Source organism: Paraburkholderia phenazinium (assembly GCF_900142845.1).
In the GTDB taxonomy this organism is placed as follows: Bacteria; Pseudomonadota; Gammaproteobacteria; order Burkholderiales; family Burkholderiaceae; genus Paraburkholderia; species Paraburkholderia phenazinium_A.
Genome location: NZ_FSRU01000002.1, coordinates 2,147,982 through 2,163,504, shown reverse-complemented (window position 1 = coordinate 2,163,504; position 15,523 = coordinate 2,147,982). Strand labels below are relative to the sequence as shown.

The following is a 15,523-nucleotide window of genomic DNA, read 5'->3' as shown; positions in this document are numbered from 1 at the left end:
CAGTCAGCGCCGGATTCAATACCGGAAATCCTCACCGGAACCCATTAGCGGAACGCGTATGAAAATCACCATTATCGGCACGGGCTATGTCGGCCTTGTCACTGGCGCGTGCCTTGCCGAAATCGGCCACGACGTTTTCTGTCTGGATGTCGATCCGCGCAAGATCGAGATTCTGAACAATGGCGGCGTCCCGATTCACGAACCTGGGTTGCAGGAAATCATCGCCCGCACCCGGGCCGCGCGGCGCATCACGTTTTCGACGGATGTCGAAGCGAGCGTGGCGCACGGCGAGGTCCAGTTCATCGCGGTCGGCACGCCGCCCGATGAAGACGGCTCGGCCGATCTGCAATACGTTCTCGAAGCGGCGCGCAATATCGGCCGCACGATGAACGGCTTCAAGGTGATCGTCGACAAGTCGACGGTCCCGGTCGGCACCGCGCAACGCGTGCGCGCTGTCGTGGAAGAAGAGCTGACGAAGCGCGGTCTCGGCGAGAGCGAGCAGCATCGCTTCTCGGTCGTCTCGAACCCGGAGTTCCTGAAAGAAGGCGCGGCGGTCGACGACTTCATGCGCCCCGACCGCATCGTGCTCGGCCATGACGAAGACGACGCCGGCATGCGTGCGCGCGAGCTGATGAAGCGTCTGTACGCGCCGTTTAACCGCAATCACGAACGCACGCTCTACATGGACGTGCGCTCGGCGGAATTCACCAAGTATGCGGCGAACGCCATGCTCGCCACGCGCATCTCGTTCATGAACGAGATGGCGAACCTCGCGGATCGCGTCGGGGCGGATATCGAAGCGGTACGCCGCGGGATCGGCTCCGACCCGCGCATCGGCTATCACTTCCTGTACGCCGGCTGCGGCTATGGCGGATCGTGCTTCCCGAAGGATGTGCAGGCCCTCGTGCGCACCGCCAGCGAGAGCGGCCACAACCTGCGCATTCTCGAAGCGGTCGAAGCGGTGAATCACGAGCAGAAGGAAGTGCTTGTGCGCAAGGTTACCGGCAAGCTCGGCGAGGATCTGAGCGGCCGCACCTTCGCCGTATGGGGCCTCGCGTTCAAGCCGAACACCGACGATATGCGCGAAGCGCCGAGCCGGCGCATCATCGCCGAGCTGCTGGCGCGCGGCGCCAACGTGCGGGCGTACGATCCGGTCGCCATCACCGAAGCGCGCCGCGTTTTCGCGATCGACCTGCACGATGCGCCCGAACACCTGTCGCGTCTGCACTTCACGAGTACCCAGAACGAGACTCTCGTCGGCGCCGACGCGCTGGTGATCGTCACCGAATGGAAGGAGTTCAAGAGCCCGGACTTCGTGCATCTGAAATCGGTGCTGAAGACGCCGCTGATCTTCGACGGCCGCAACCTCTACGAACCGGAAGCGATGACCGAACTGGGTATCGATTACCACTCGATTGGACGTCCCTATGCCCAACCCACCGAACTCCCAGCCGATGCCTGAGACCACCCTCAACGAAACCGCCGTGTCCGCTCCCGGGGCCGTCGCCGTGCCGCGTGAGCGGCTCGCCGGAGCCCGGGTGCTGGTGGTCGGCGATGTGATGCTCGACCGTTACTGGTTCGGCGACGTCAACCGTATTTCGCCGGAAGCGCCGGTGCCTGTGGTGCACGTGCAGAAGCAGGAAGACCGGCTGGGCGGCGCGGCGAACGTCGCACGCAACGCGGTCGCGCTCGGCGCGCAGGCGGGGCTGCTCTGCGTGGTCGGACACGACGAGCCCGGCGAGCGCATCGTCCAGTTGCTCGACGATAGCGGTGTGGTGCCGCATCTGGAGCGCGACCCGGCCTTGCTGACCACGATCAAGCTGCGCGTGCTGTCGCGTCAGCAACAGTTGCTGCGGGTCGATTTCGAGAACACTCCGACGCACGAAGTGCTGCTCGCCAGCCTCGCACGCTTTGACGAGTTGCTGCCCGCTCACGACGTGATCCTGATGTCCGATTACGCCAAAGGCGGCCTGACGCACGTCACGAAAATGATCGCGAAGGCGCATGCGGCAGGCAAGCCGGTGCTGGTGGATCCGAAGGGCGACGATTGGGAGCGCTACCGTGGCGCGACCCTGATCACGCCGAATCGCGCCGAGTTGCGCGAGGTGGTCGGGCAATGGAAGTCGGAAGACGATCTGATTGCGCGCGTGACGAAGCTGCGCACCGAACTCGAATTCAAGGCGCTGCTGCTGACGCGCTCGGAAGAAGGCATGACGCTCTTCTCGGACGACGGCATCCTGCACGCTTCGGCCGTGGCACGCGAAGTGTATGATGTCTCGGGTGCCGGCGACACCGTGATCGCCACGCTCGCCGTGATGCTCGGCGCGGGCCTGTCGCTTGTCGATGCGGTGGCGCTGGCGAATCGCGCGGCCGGCATCGTGGTCGGCAAGCTCGGCACCGCTACCGTCGACTACGACGAACTCTTTCTCTAATGCCGCACGCCGCCTCGCGCGCGTTTGCGGCGCGGGCGGCGGGCGTCAGTCGAACCCAATTTCGGGACAGGACGACCATGACTCTCATCGTCACCGGCGCGGCCGGCTTTATCGGCAGCAATCTCGTGAAAGCGCTCAACGAGCGCGGTGAACAACGCATCATCGCGGTCGACAATCTCACGCGCGCGGACAAGTTCAAGAACCTCGTCGATTGCGAAATTGACGACTATCTCGACAAGACCGAATTCGTCGAACGCTTTGCGCGCGGCGATTTCGGCAAGGTGCGCGCGGTGTTCCACGAAGGCGCCTGTTCGGACACGATGGAAACCGACGGCCGCTACATGATGGACAACAATTTCCGCTATAGCCGCGCGGTACTCGACGCGTGTCTCGCCCAGGGCACGCAGTTCCTCTATGCGTCTTCCGCGGCCACGTACGGCGGCTCCAGCCGCTTCGTCGAAGAGCGTGAAGTGGAGCAGCCGCTCAACGTCTACGGCTATTCGAAGTTCCTGTTCGATCAGGTGATCCGCCGCGTGCTGCCCACCGCGAAAAGCCAGATCGCGGGCTTTCGCTACTTCAACGTGTATGGTCAGCGCGAGACCCACAAGGGCCGCATGGCCTCGGTGGCGTTCCACAATTTCAACCAGTTCCGCGCCGAGGGCAAGGTCAAGCTGTTCGGCGAATACAACGGTTATGCCGCCGGCGAGCAGACGCGCGATTTCGTTTCGGTTGAAGACGTCACGAAGGTCAATCTGCACTTCTTCGATCATCCGGAGCGCTCGGGTATCTTCAATCTCGGCAGCGGTCGCGCGCAGCCGTTCAACGACATCGCGAGCACCGTCGTCAATACGTTGCGCGCGCTGAACAACGAGGCTCCGCTTTCGCTCGCCGAGCAGGTGCAACGTGGGCTGATCGAGTACATTCCGTTTCCCGACGCACTGCGCGGCAAGTATCAGTGCTTCACGCAAGCGGACCTCACGAAGCTGCGCGCCGCCGGCTACGACGCGCCGTTCCTGAGCGTGCAGGAAGGTGTCGACCGCTACGTGCGTTGGCTATTCGGCCAGCTATAAATCATTCGTAGACCTCTTTAAACTGGAATCTCCTCGCCGGTGGTCGTCACCGGCAGGTTGTAGAGGGAGATTCCATATGTTGCGAAAAATCATGGTTACCGCGGCAATGCTCGCCGCGTTCGGTCACGCCTATGCGGCGGTCGACGTCAACACGGCCAACGAAGCCGCCCTGCGTGGCATCAAGGGCATCGGTCCGGCCAAAGCGAAAGCGATTCTTGAAGAGCGCGATGCGCACGGTCCGTATAAGGACACGGCGGATCTCAGCAAGCGCGTCAAGGGCATGGGCGGGCATACCGTCGAGCGCCTGCAGGCGGAGGGTCTCGCTGTCGGTCCGGCTGGCGCTGCTGCTGGCGCACAGGCTGCGGCGCCGGCGCAGGGCAAGGCCGCGACTGCTACGGCCGCTGCCGCGAATGCGGCCGGCACGCAGAAGAGCGGCGCGGCCGTGGTGGTGAAGAAATAGCCCCGTGCGGCGGCGCGTGCTTGCCCCCGCGCCGCCGCAAGGTGAATGTCCTTTCTGGTTGGAGTCGGCACAGCACACTCCTTCAGCCGTCACTCAGATGACTGGCTCCCGCGGTGCTCGACCGCGGGCTTTTTGCGTTGCGCGCCGGCTTATATCTCAACGTTATATCGCCATGCCCGTGCGCGGCTGCATCCATGCCGCTGACAGGGCCGCACGGCAGGCCGACGCACGGTAGTTTAGAATCGTTGGATTGAAGACTCCGCGCAGCGACTGCACCGCACCCCGATATGGCTTACAAAACGATTGAAGACACGATCGGCAATACGCCGCTCGTACAGCTCGTCCGCCTGCCCGACGACGAGATCCGCAGCCGCAATAACGTGATCCTCGGCAAGCTCGAAGGCAACAACCCGGCGGGTTCGGTGAAAGACCGCCCGGCGTTGTCGATGATCAAGAAGGCCGAAATGCGCGGCCGCATCAAGCCGGGCGATACGCTGATCGAATCCACCAGCGGCAATACCGGCATCGCGCTCGCCATGGCGGCCGCCATTCGCGGCTACAAGATGGTGCTGATCATGCCGGAAGACCTGTCCGTCGAGCGCCGTCAGAGCATGGCTGCCTACGGCGCGCAGATCGTGCTGACGCCGGTGACGGGCGGCATGGAATACGCCCGCGATCTCGCCGAGCAGATGCAGCGCGAAGGCAAGGGCATCATCCTCGACCAGTTTGCGAACCCGGACAACCCGCTCGCTCATTACGAAACCACCGGCCCCGAAATCTGGCAGGAGACCGAAGGACGCATCACGCACTTCGTGTCGGCCATGGGCACCACCGGCACGATCATGGGCGTATCGCAGTATCTGAAGGAACAGAATCAGGCGGTGGAAATTATCGGCGCGCAGCCGGAAGAGGGCTCACGTATTCCGGGTATCCGCAAGTGGCCCGAAGCGTATCTGCCGAAGATCTTCGATCGCAGCCGGGTCGATCGCGTCGAGAACGTGAGCCAGGCGGCCTCCGAAGCGATGGCGCGCAAGATGGCGGCGGTCGAAGGGATCTTCTGCGGTATTTCGGCAGCGGGCGCGTGCGAAGTGGCTTTGCGGATCGCGCGGCAGGTCGAGAATGCGACCATCGTGTTCGTGGTGTGCGATCGCGGCGACCGCTATCTGTCCACGGGCGTGTTCCCGGCGTGAGTCAGGGCAGGCCTTGATGGCCTGATACGTCGCAGACGTCTCACCAAACGCTTCACCAAACAAAAGCGCCGCTCAGTTCAAACTGACCGGCGCTTTTTCATTCAGGCAATTCCCGCTTCGATTCCAGCGGAAGGAAGCGAAGCGCTTGCCGGCCGCTTATTGCGCGTCCTCAGCGGGGGCCGGTATCGGAGCCGGCAGGCCCAGCGGCGCAGTACCCGGAACAGCGGCAGGCGCAGGCCTGACCATCGGTGCAGGCGCTGTACCTGGCAGTGCCGCAGGCGGCGCCATCGAGGCCGGTGCGCCGTTGCTGTCCAGATCGCCGGACGCCTCCATTTGCGCCTTGATCTTCTCGCCGAGCTGATACACCGATAGCGCGTAAAAGAAGCTGCGGTTATAGCGCGTCAGGACGTAGAAATTCTTCAGCCCCAGCTTGTATTCAGTCGGCAGTCCAGGTGAGGGGAGGTCGACGATGGTCACCGGCGTACCGGCCTCCGCGGCCATGTCCAGACCCGGCTGGTTCAGCAGCAGGCCGGCGCGCAGCAGTTGTTCGAGCGGCCAGTGCGGCTCGGGCTGACCATCGGCGGCGGCCTGGGCGATGCCCTGACTGCCGGCATCCGGGCTGATGTCCCAGATCACCGGGCGGCCGTTTTCCCAGCCGTTCTGCTTCAGATAGTTCGCGACGCTGCCGATCGCATCGGCCTGGCTGGTGCGCAAGTCGATCTGCTTGTTGCCGTCATACGAGATCGCATACTGCACGATGCTGCTCGGCAGAAACTGCGGAATGCCGATTGCGCCCGTGTACGAACCGAGTACCGAGGTAGGGTCGATTTGCGAGTCGCGGGTCCAGACCAGATAGTCTTCGAGATTCTTGCGGAAGGTCTGCTCGCGATCGGCGCGGTTCGGCGTGTTCGGGTAATCGAAGGCGAGCGTGGTCAGTGCATCGAGCACGCGGAAGTTGCCCATGAAGCGCCCGTAGATGGTCTCCACACCGAGAATGCCGACGATCACCTCGGGCGGCACGCCGAATTCCTCATAGGCGCGTTGCAGCGTGGCCTGGTTGTTACGCCAGAACCGCACGCCCGCATTGATGCGGACCGGGTCGAGAAAGCGCGACTGGTACACGCGCCAGTTCTTCACCGACGGCGCCGTCGACGGTGTGACGAGCTTGACCGCGGTCGTCGAGTAACTGACACCGGCGAACAACGTATGCAGCGTGGCGGGATCGAAGTCGTAGCGCGCCACCATGTCGTTGATGAAACCGTCGACGTCAGGGTTGTTCGCGTAGCGCTGCGGAATGATTTCTTCTTCGAAGGTCTGGCCTTGCGGCACCGCTTGTTGCGGCTGAGACTGCGTCACCAGCAGCGGCCGCTGCGGGGCGCTGGTCTGTGCCTCGGCCGGACTGGCTGCCGCGAACACGCACCATGCGACGGATAGTGCAGTGGCTACTTTCTGGGTGCGTAGCCGGTTTCGTGCGGACGGAGCAAGCTTGACGGTCATAGTGAACTGGGAGAGCAGTGCGAAGGAGACAGACGGTGACGGAAGGTTACGGGGCAGTATACCCGAGGCCCATTGCGGAACTGTGCAGAACCGTTGCCGCAGGGCGTCTCCGGCAAAGGGTGTGGTAACTTGATGGGGTTGGGCGCGCCGCGTGTGCGCGCCTTTGGACGGAGACACGCCGCGCGCGCTTGCGCGAAGCGACGCAGAAGAGAATCATGGCAACAGCCTTTTATTCCCACCCAGACTGCCTGCTTCACGAGATGGGCGAATGGCATCCCGAATGTCCGGCGCGCCTGCAGGCAATTGAAGATCAACTGATCGCCAGCCGCATCGACGCGCTCATCGAGCGCGAGTCGCCGCCGCTTGCCGACGAGGCCGCGCTGCTGCGCGTGCATACCCAGGCGCACGTCGATTACATCCGCAGCCGGTCGCCTGAAGAAGGCTACGCGGAGATCGACCCGGACACCTCGATGAATCCGCATACCTGGCAGGCCGCCTTGCGCGCCGCCGGCGCTGCGGTGGCCGCCACCGACGCGGTGATCGAAGGCCGTTACGACAACGCGTTTTGCAGCGTGCGGCCGCCCGGTCACCATGCGGAGCCGGCTCGCGCGATGGGCTTCTGCTTTTTCAACAACGTCGCGATTGCCGCGCGCCACGCACTGGAAGTGCATGGGCTGGAGCGAGTCGCGATTATCGATTTCGACGTCCATCACGGCAATGGCACCGAAGCCGCTTTTTCCGGCGACTCGCGGGTGTTGATGTGCAGCATCTTCCAGCACCCGTTCTATCCGTTCAGCGGCGCCGACAACCAGGCGCCCAATATGGTCAACCTGCCGATGCCGGCACGCTCCAAGGGCATGGAAGTGCGCGAGGCGGTGGATATGATGTGGCTGCCGCGCCTGCACGCCTTCAAGCCGGAGATGATCTTCGTCTCGGCGGGGTTCGACGCACATCGCGAGGACGATCTCGGCAACATGGGGCTCGTCGAAGACGATTACGCGTGGCTGACCGATCAGGTGCGCGAGATCGCCAACCGCTATGCGCAGGGGCGGATCGTCAGTTGCCTCGAGGGCGGATACAACCTGTCGGCGTTGGGGCGCAGCGTGGTCGCCCACGTGCGGGCGCTCGCGGGAATCTGAGCGTCCCCGGCACGCGGCGCGGCGTGCGCAACTTCAACCGCACCGCGCCTCGATCCACGCCAGCAACTCGCCGATCACCCGCTCGCGATCGAGGTCGTTCATCGTTTCGTGGTAACTCGCTTCGTGAAGCGTCAGCGTCTTGTCCGGCGAACCGGCATGCTGGCCGAACGCGCGGCTGCCGTCGGGTTCGGTGAGCTTGTCGGCGGTGCCGTGATACACCAGCAAGGGCACCTGCAGACCGGCACGGCCGCGCTCGATGCGCGCCATCGCCAGCAAGATCTCCGCGCCGGTGCGAGCCGGAATCGCCCCGTGATGCACCAGCGGATCGTTGCGGTTCGCCTCGACGATCGCCGCGTTGCGCGACAGCAGCGCCGCGTCGATCTTCATGGCGGGAAAGCCTGGCCAGACGCGGCTGATGATCTGGCTCATCGTCAACATCCAGCGCGGTACGTCGCGGCCCGGCGCGAGCGCGGGACTCGACAGGATCAGCCCCGCCAGCCGGTGGCCGCTTGCCGGCAGACGTTCGATCGCGTACAGCGCGGCAATCGCGCCGCCCATGCTGTGGCCCATCAGGAACAAGGGGTCGCCTTCGCGTGCCGCGACGCCTAACAAGCCCTCGGCGTCGAGCAGATAGTCATCGAAGCGATCGATCCGGGCGCGCTTGCCGGGTGCTTGCCCGTGGCCGCGCAGATCGATGGCGAGCAGTTCGATGCCTGCTGCGTTCAGCCGCTCGGCGAGCGCCGCGTAGCGGCCGGCATGTTCCGCGAGGCCGTGCAGTAGCGCCACCGTCGCGCGCCGGGTACCGGCGACGGGCCACCGGTACAGCGGCAGCTCGACGCCGTCCCGTGTCGTTACGACCGGGCGCGCCGCGCCCCCGCCCCGCTGTGGGGCGACCGCCGCGGTCGCTGAGTCAGGACGAGCGTTGTTGTGCTGGGTAGTCTCCATGTCCGCCATCGTTGTAGTTTTGACCCGCCCGATCATAGTCGTACGCATGCGACACGCGCGAGCGCTGCGTGCGGGATGTGCCTCTAATTCCTTTGGGTTATGAAAAAATCGGAATTGATTATTAAAGGGAATGTCGACGCTGCGGTAGAATCGCGGACCAAATCCCTATAAAAGTAACGGCGGCCGCTTGTCGGGAGCGCATCCACGCTCGCCGGCAGTCCCGCCGTTTCGTTTTTTCATGATCGAAATTCGCAATATCTCCCAGCGTTTTGCCGGACCGCGGGGCTGGGTCGAGGCGCTGCACAACGTCAACCTGTCGATTCCGGCGGGCGAGGTGTTCGGCATCATCGGTCGCAGCGGCGCCGGCAAGAGCACGCTCGTGCGCACCATCAACCTGCTGACACGTCCGACCGAAGGCAACATCGTCGTCAACGGCCGCGATCTCACCACGCTCTCCGCCGCGCAATTGCGCGAGGCGCGGCGCGAGATCGGCATGATCTTCCAGCATTTCAACCTGCTGTCGTCGCGCACCGTGTACGAGAACGTCGCGCTGCCGCTCGAACTGGCCGGCCTGAAGCGCGCCGAGATCGAAGCCAACGTGTTGCCGCTGCTCGAACTGGTGGGCCTCACGGCGCAGAAAGACCGTTATCCGGCACAGATCAGCGGTGGTCAGAAGCAGCGCGTGGGGATTGCCCGGGCGCTGGCGAGCAAGCCCAAGGTCTTGCTGTCCGACGAGGCCACTTCGGCGCTCGACCCGGAAACTACCCGCTCGATTCTGGATCTGCTCAAGCGCATCAATCGCGAACTCGGCCTGACCATCGTATTGATCACGCACCAGATGGACGTGATCAAGCAGGTCTGCGACCGCGTCGCGGTGCTGGATGCGGGCCGGGTCGTCGAACACGGCAAGGTCATCGACGTGTTCCTGCAGCCGCATCACGAAGTCACGCGCGCGCTGATCGGCGATGTGATTGCGCAGGAGTTGCCGCCTGCACTAAAGGCGCGTGTCGCCGAACGTCTGAAGACCGGCAGCGGTCATCTGCTGCGCCTCGCGTTCACCGGCACGGGCGTCGATCAACCGATCCTCTCGGAAACGATTCGCCGCTTCGAACTCGACTTCAACATCCTGCACGGCCAGATCGACGAGATCCAGGGGCAGGCGTTCGGCTCGCTCGCGGTGCTCGCGGGCGGCGAACCGGTGAATGTGGCGCAGGCGTTGGCGTATCTGCGCGAACAAGGTGTGGTGGTGGAGGAGATGTCCTATGTTGAGTGAAATGCTCGATATGTTCGTCCAGTCGTTCTGGGAGACGCTCATCATGGTGGGCATCTCGGGCCTCGTGGGCGCGCTGGTCGGTTTGCCGCTCGGTGTGTTGCTGTATCTGACGGACCGTCAGGGCGTCCTGCAGAACGTCGGCCTCAATCGCTCGATGGGGATCGTGATCAACGCGGTGCGTTCGACACCGTTCATCATTCTGCTGGTCGCGGTGATTCCGTTTACGCGGCTGGTGGTCGGGTCTTCCATTGGGACCGCTGCGGCAATCGTGCCGCTGACGATCTCCGCTGCACCGTTCATCGCTCGTCTCGTGGAAACGGCGCTGCGCGAAGTGGACCGCGGCCTGATCGAAGCCGCCCAGGCCATGGGCGCAACCACCAGCCAGATCGTCTTCAAGGTGCTGTTGCCTGAATCGTGGCCCGGTGTGGTCGCGGGGCTGACGATCACGTTCGTCTCGCTGGTCGGCTATTCGGCGATGGCCGGCGCGATCGGCGGCGGCGGCCTCGGCGACCTGGGCATCCGCTATGGCTATCAACGCTACGAGCCGGACGTGATGTGGACGGTCGTGGCGATCCTGATCGTGTTCGTGCAACTGGTGCAGTCGTTTGGGGATTGGCTCGTGCGTCGCCTGAGCCACAAGTAAGACGCCCTTCAGCGGCAGACAGGGCGTCGCAACTAGAACAAGGGTTATCGGAACCCGTTTGATGAGAATTGGAGAAGGTCAGTCATGCAACGTCGTTTCATTCTGCAGGTAGCGGCTGCTCTCGGCGCCGCAGCGCTCTTCGCCGCAAACACAGCGGCTTATGCCGACGACACCATCAAGGTCGGCGTCACCGGCGGTCCGCACGCGGAACTGATGGAAGTCGTGAAGGGTGTCGCCGCGAAGAACGGTCTGAACATCAAGATCGTCGAATTTGCGGACTACGTGCAGCCGAACGCGGCGCTCGCCAGTGGCGATCTGGATGCCAACAGCTATCAGCACGACCCCTACCTCGAGGCGCAGGTGAAGGATCGCGGCTACAAGCTGATCAGGGTCGCGGACACGGTGACCTTCCCGATGGGCATTTACTCGAAGAAGATCAAGTCGCTCGCCGAACTGCAGCCTAGCGCGAAGATCGCCGTGCCGAACGATCCGACCAACGGCGGCCGCGCCTTGTTGCTGCTGCAGAAGGAAGGCTTGCTGAAGCTGCGCGCCGACGCTGGCCTGAAGGCCACGCCGCTCGACATCGTCGACAACCCGAAGAAGCTGAAGATCGTCGAACTCGACGCCGCACAGATTCCGCGCTCGCTCGGCGACGTGGATGCTGCCGCGATCAACACCAACTATGCGATGCAGGCGGGCCTCAAGCCGAAACAGGACGCGATCGCGATCGAAGATCCGAAAGGCCCGTACGTGAACATCATCGCGATCCGCGAAGCGGACCGTAACAAGCCGTGGGTGGCGAAGCTGATCGCGGCGTATCACTCGCCGGAAGTGAAGCAGTACATCGACACGAAATACGGCGGTGCGGTGATTGCCGCGTGGTGAGCAATCTGAGCTAGCCACCCAAACGGGTGATGCAAGAAGGTGGCGCGCTGCACGATGATTGAGTCATCGCATCCGTCATGGATGGCAAATGATGAATTAGAGTCGTAAGTCGGGACCCGGGGTTGTCGCCCGGGTTTTTTCGGGATTAAAATAGAACGATCGTTCGTTATTGCCGTCACGCCGCTGAGGAGCGCTATCCTCGAGGTAAACCAGCCTGCGACACGGCTGCCGCAAAGGGGCAGTCGTTATAATGTCCGTTGGGTTGACGTATTCGTAACTTTGGAGCGTGTGCATGAAAATCCTGGTGCCAGTCAAGAGAGTGGTCGATTACAACGTGAAAGTCCGGGTGAAGTCGGACGGCACGGGTGTCGACATTGCGAATGTAAAGATGTCGATGAATCCGTTCGACGAGATCGCCGTGGAAGAAGCGGTGCGTCTGCGGGAAGCGGGTGTGGCGACGGAAGTGATCGCCGTGTCGGCGGGTGTCGCGCAGGCGCAGGAAACGCTGCGTACGGCGCTGGCGATCGGCGCGGACCGCGCGATCCTGATCGAGTCGAACGAAGACCTGCAGCCGCTGGCCGTGGCCAAGCTGCTCAAGGCGCTGGTCGACAAGGAACAGCCTTCGCTGGTGATTCTCGGCAAGCAGGCCATCGACGACGATTCGAACCAGACCGGTCAGATGCTGGCTGCGCTGGCGAATCTGCCGCAAGCGACGTTCGCCTCGAAGGTGGTCGTGGCCGACGGCAAGGCAACGGTGTCGCGCGAAGTGGACGGCGGGGCGGAAACGCTGGCGCTGACGCTGCCGGCCGTGATCACCACCGATCTGCGCCTGAACGAGCCGCGCTATGTGACGCTGCCGAACATCATGAAGGCCAAGAAAAAGCCGCTGGAAACGCTCAAGCCGGAAGACCTCGGCGTTGATGTGACGCCGCGTCTGAAAACGCTGAAGGTCGTCGAGCCGCCCAAGCGCAGCGCCGGTGTGAAGGTTGCTGACGTGAAGACGCTGGTCGAGAAGCTGAAGACCGAAGCCAAGGTGCTCTAAGGACAACGCAGGAGACGGACGAAATGACGATTCTGGTAATTGCGGAACACGACAACGCGTCGCTGAAAGCGGCGACGCTCAATACGGTTGCGGCAGCCGCGAAGATTGGCGGCGACGTCCACGTGCTGATCGCGGGTCACAACGCGCAAGGCGCGGCGGATGCGGCAGCGAAGGTTGCAGGCGTCGCCAAGGTGTTGCTGGCCGATGCGCCGCAACTCGAAGCGGGCCTCGCGGAAAACGTCGAAGCCACGGTGTTGAACATTGCGAAGGACTACTCGCATATCCTGGCGCCGGCTACCGCTTACGGCAAGAACATCGCCCCGCGTATCGCCGCGAAGCTCGATGTCGCGCAGATCAGCGATATCACCGCCGTGGATAGCGCCGACACGTTCGAGCGCCCGATCTACGCAGGCAACGCGATCGCGACGGTGCAATCGGGCGACCCGATCAAGGTCATCACGGTGCGTACCACCGGCTTCGACCCGGTGGCGGCAGAAGGCGGCAGCGCAGCGGTCGAGAAGATCGCCGCCGCAGCCGACAGCGGCCTGTCGCAGTTCGTTAGCCGTGAAGTGACGAAGCTGGACCGTCCGGAACTGACCTCGGCGTCGATCATCGTTTCCGGTGGTCGGGGTCTGGGCAGCGGCGAGAATTACACCAAGGTGCTCGAGCCGCTGGCGGACAAGCTCGGCGCGGCCCTCGGTGCTTCACGCGCCGCAGTCGACGCAGGCTTCGTGCCGAACGACTACCAGGTGGGCCAGACCGGCAAGATCGTCGCGCCGCAACTGTACGTCGCGGTGGGCATCTCGGGTGCGATCCAGCATCTGGCCGGCATGAAGGACTCGAAGGTCATCGTGGCGATCAACAAGGACCCGGAAGCGCCGATTTTCAGCGTCGCCGATTACGGTCTGGTGGGCGATCTGTTCACGGTGGTGCCGGAACTGGTGAGCGAGCTGGGCTAAAGCCAGCCACGCCGCAAAAAGGCGTCTGGCAGCACACAAAGGGACGCAGGGACCCATAGTCCGGCGTCCCTTTTTATATCGCAGGCAGGAGGAGAACTGAAATGAGCTATACGGCGCCCGTCAAGGACATGTTGTTCGTGATGAAAGAACTGGCAGCACTCGAAGACATCGCGACGCTGCCGGGTTTCGAGGACGCCAACCTCGACACCGCGCAGGCCGTTCTCGAAGAATCGGCCAAGCTGTGCGGCGAGGTGTTGGCGCCGTTGAATGTTGAAGGCGATCGCAATCCGAGCAGCTGGAAAGATGGCAAGGTCACGGCGACGCCCGGCTTCGCCGACGCGTTCCGGCAATTCTCCGAGGGCGGCTGGCAAGGCGTGCAGCATCCTTTGGACTACGAAGGCCAGGGGCTGCCGAAGCTGATCGCAACAGCCTGTATCGAGATGCTGAATGCGTCGAATCTTTCCTTTGCACTGTGCCCGCTGTTGACGGACGGCGCCATCGAAGCGTTGCTCACGGCCGGCAGCGACGAGCAGAAGCAACGCTACGTGCCGAAGCTGATTTCGGGCGAATGGACCGGCACGATGAACCTGACCGAGCCGCAGGCCGGTTCGGATCTGGCGCTCGTGCGCACGCGCGCCGAGCCGCAGGGCGACGGCTCGTTCAAGCTGTTCGGCACCAAGATTTTCATCACGTGGGGCGAGCACGACATGGCGAAGAACATCGCCCATCTCGTGCTGGCACGCACGCCGGGTGCGCCCGAAGGCGTGAAGGGCATCTCGCTCTTTATCGTGCCGAAGGTCCTCGTCAACGAAGACGGTTCGCTCGGCGAGCGTAACGACGTGCATTGCGTGTCGATCGAACACAAGCTCGGCATCAAGGCGAGCCCGACCGCGGTGCTGCAATTCGGCGATCACGGCGGTGCGATCGGTCATCTGATCGGCGACGAGAACCGCGGTCTCGAGTACATGTTCATCATGATGAACGCTGCCCGCTTTGCGGTGGGCATGCAGGGTGTCGGCGTGTCGGACCGGGCTTATCAGAAGGCCGTTGCGTATGCGAAAGACCGCGTGCAAAGCCGTCCGGTGGATGGTTCTGCCAAACAATCGGTCTCGATCATCCATCACCCGGACGTGCGCCGCATGCTTGCGACGATGCGTGCCTTGACCGAGGGTTCGCGCTCGCTTGCCTATGTGGCCGCAGCGCATTGCGATATCGCGCATCGTCATCCTGATGAGACGAAGCGCGCTGAACACCAGGCGATCTACGAATTCCTCGTGCCGATCGTGAAGGGCTGGAGCACGGAGCTGTCGATCGACGTCACGAGTCTCGGCGTGCAGGTGCATGGCGGCATGGGCTTCATCGAAGAAACGGGCGCGGCCCAGTATTACCGCGACGCGCGCATTCTGCCCATCTACGAGGGCACCACCGCGATCCAGGCGAACGACCTGATCGGACGCAAGACCTTGCGCGACGGCGGCGCGGTCGCGAAGTCGCTGCTGGCCGGTATCGCGCAGACGGTCGAGGCGCTCGGCTCGCGGCAAGGGGCGGCGTTCAGGTCAATGCAGCAGCAACTCGCGCAGGGGCAGCGTGCGTTAGGCGCGGCGGTGGAGTTCGTGGTCGCGAATACGAAGCGTGATCCGAATGCGGTGTTTGCCGGCAGCGTGCCGTATCTGAAGCTGGCGGGCATCGTGCTCGGCGGCTGGCAGATGGCGCGTGCGTTGCTGGTGGCCGACGAGAAGCGCGCGGAAGATCCGTCGTTCTACGGCGCGAAGATTGCCACGGCGCAGTTCTATGCCGAGCATGTGCTGCCGCAAGCGTCGGCGCTGGAAGCGTCGATTGTCAGCGCGAAGGGCGATGAAGGGGTGCTGGCGTTGTCGGAAGATCAGTTCTGATTTTGCGCATTCGTCAGTGAGTCGCTGCGTGGTCGATCGAATTTGATCGCGCAAAATAAAACGGCACCTGCAAAGGTGCCGTTTTTTCGTCTAACC

The 15,523-nt window shown here is 63.4% G+C and carries 14 protein-coding genes; 12 read left to right on the top strand and 2 right to left on the bottom strand.

From position 1 onward, the window contains the following. Positions 1–58 precede the first annotated feature (58 nt). The 5 genes from BUS12_RS26635 to cysM all read left to right on the top strand — a co-directional run bounded on the left by BUS12_RS26635 (position 59) and on the right by cysM (position 5,152). A complete protein-coding gene (locus BUS12_RS26635; RefSeq protein WP_074300391.1) occupies positions 59–1,462 on the top strand; it encodes a UDP-glucose dehydrogenase family protein in 1,404 nt (467 codons plus the stop codon). Next, on the top strand, positions 1,428–2,432 hold the full coding sequence (gene rfaE1 / locus BUS12_RS26630; RefSeq protein WP_074300390.1) for a D-glycero-beta-D-manno-heptose-7-phosphate kinase: 1,005 nt from the start codon (positions 1,428–1,430) through the stop codon (positions 2,430–2,432). The genes BUS12_RS26635 and rfaE1 overlap by 35 nt, the downstream gene beginning before the upstream one ends. Positions 2,433–2,509: 77 nt before the next feature. Continuing rightward, positions 2,510–3,502, top strand: a complete 993-nt coding sequence (gene rfaD, locus BUS12_RS26625; protein ID WP_074301723.1) for an ADP-glyceromanno-heptose 6-epimerase — start codon at positions 2,510–2,512, stop codon at positions 3,500–3,502. A 76-nt stretch (positions 3,503–3,578) separates the two neighbouring features. Next, positions 3,579–3,962, top strand: coding sequence for a ComEA family DNA-binding protein (locus BUS12_RS26620; protein WP_074300389.1), 384 nt, complete (start codon positions 3,579–3,581; stop codon positions 3,960–3,962). 287 nt (positions 3,963–4,249) lie between these two features. Continuing rightward, positions 4,250–5,152 carry a cysteine synthase CysM gene (gene cysM / locus BUS12_RS26615; protein ID WP_074300388.1) on the top strand — a complete coding sequence of 301 codons (903 nt, stop codon included), beginning with the start codon at positions 4,250–4,252 and terminating at the stop codon, positions 5,150–5,152. Between the two features lie 156 nt (positions 5,153–5,308). Here cysM and mltB read toward each other — a convergent pair whose 3' ends face one another. Then, positions 5,309–6,649: a lytic murein transglycosylase B gene (gene mltB / locus BUS12_RS26610; protein WP_074300387.1), complete on the bottom strand. Its 1,341-nt coding sequence runs from the start codon at positions 6,647–6,649 to the stop codon at positions 5,309–5,311. Positions 6,650–6,864: 215 nt separating this feature from the next. Between mltB and BUS12_RS26605 the strand changes: the two genes are divergently transcribed. Next, on the top strand, positions 6,865–7,788 hold the full coding sequence (locus BUS12_RS26605) for a histone deacetylase family protein (RefSeq protein WP_074301722.1): 924 nt from the start codon (positions 6,865–6,867) through the stop codon (positions 7,786–7,788). Positions 7,789–7,821: 33 nt separating this feature from the next. Here the strand turns inward: BUS12_RS26605 and BUS12_RS26600 are convergent, their stop codons facing one another. Further along, on the bottom strand, positions 7,822–8,733 hold the full coding sequence (locus tag BUS12_RS26600; protein ID WP_074300386.1) for an alpha/beta hydrolase: 912 nt from the start codon (positions 8,731–8,733) through the stop codon (positions 7,822–7,824). A gap of 238 nt (positions 8,734–8,971) precedes the next feature. On the opposite strand from BUS12_RS26600, the gene BUS12_RS26595 reads away from it, so the two are divergent. The 6 genes from BUS12_RS26595 (at position 8,972) to BUS12_RS26570 (ending at position 15,427) form a co-directional block, all read left to right on the top strand. Continuing rightward, positions 8,972–10,006 carry a methionine ABC transporter ATP-binding protein gene (locus BUS12_RS26595; protein WP_074300385.1) on the top strand — a complete coding sequence of 345 codons (1,035 nt, stop codon included), beginning with the start codon at positions 8,972–8,974 and terminating at the stop codon, positions 10,004–10,006. Beyond that, positions 9,996–10,649 (top strand): methionine ABC transporter permease, encoded by a 654-nt coding sequence (locus BUS12_RS26590; protein ID WP_074300384.1) that lies wholly within the window; start codon positions 9,996–9,998, stop codon positions 10,647–10,649. Before BUS12_RS26595 ends, BUS12_RS26590 begins: the two co-directional genes overlap by 11 nt. A gap of 84 nt (positions 10,650–10,733) precedes the next feature. Next, positions 10,734–11,534: a MetQ/NlpA family ABC transporter substrate-binding protein gene (locus BUS12_RS26585; protein WP_074300383.1), complete on the top strand. Its 801-nt coding sequence runs from the start codon at positions 10,734–10,736 to the stop codon at positions 11,532–11,534. A 292-nt stretch (positions 11,535–11,826) separates the two neighbouring features. After that, complete coding sequence (locus BUS12_RS26580) at positions 11,827–12,576, top strand: electron transfer flavoprotein subunit beta/FixA family protein (RefSeq protein WP_074300382.1); 750 nt, start codon at positions 11,827–11,829, stop codon at positions 12,574–12,576. Between the two features lie 23 nt (positions 12,577–12,599). Beyond that, on the top strand, positions 12,600–13,535 hold the full coding sequence (locus tag BUS12_RS26575) for an electron transfer flavoprotein subunit alpha/FixB family protein (RefSeq protein WP_074300381.1): 936 nt from the start codon (positions 12,600–12,602) through the stop codon (positions 13,533–13,535). 101 nt (positions 13,536–13,636) lie between these two features. Then, entirely contained in the window at positions 13,637–15,427 is a 1,791-nt protein-coding gene (locus BUS12_RS26570; protein WP_074300380.1) for an acyl-CoA dehydrogenase, read from the top strand. Positions 15,428–15,523: the final 96 nt, after the last annotated feature.